The organism is Priestia sp. P5_B4 (assembly GCF_056400385.1).
Genome location: NZ_JBFULJ010001510.1, coordinates 1 through 545, shown reverse-complemented (window position 1 = coordinate 545; position 545 = coordinate 1). Strand labels below are relative to the sequence as shown.

At 68.1% G+C, this 545-nt stretch carries 1 protein-coding gene; it reads right to left on the bottom strand.

Going from position 1 to position 545, the window contains the following annotated elements:
* Positions 1-545 (bottom strand): hypothetical protein (locus AC1DRF_RS31895; RefSeq protein WP_477742814.1); only part of this gene is annotated, 545 nt, incomplete at both ends.

Genomic DNA, 545 nt, shown 5'->3' with positions numbered 1-545 from the left:
ATCGAACGCCGTCGCATCCACCGCGCACGATGCCGTGTCCGACCACGGCAGGCCCGTCGCTTCGCGCACCAGGTTGCCGGCGGCGTCGTACTGCATCGACGTCGTGCCGGTCTCCAACTCCACGCGCTTGCACAGCCGTTGCTGCGCGTCGTAGACGTAATAGCGACCGTTCCATGCGTTATGCGTGCCGCCGCTGCGCGACATCGTGGTCGGCTTGCCGAAGATGTCGCGCGCGAAGTCGGTGCGCGCGCCTTCGGGATGCAGCAGCACCGTCGGCAAGTCATGCGACGGCGTATCCCAGGCCAGGTAACCGGTTCGCGTGGCGTGCCCGCGCGGATCGGTCGTCAGCGTGATGAAGCCTGCCAGGTAAGCATGGCGCGTGGCGAGGACCCCGAGCTCGCTGTCCTGCTCCACCCGCGTCGCGCGGCCGAGTGCGTCGTAGGTGGTGCGCGACCCCAACGTGATGTCGTCGACGCCGTGCAAGGCATGCACCGGATACGACACGAAGGTCTCGCGCCCCAGCGCATCGAAGCGCCGAACGGTCC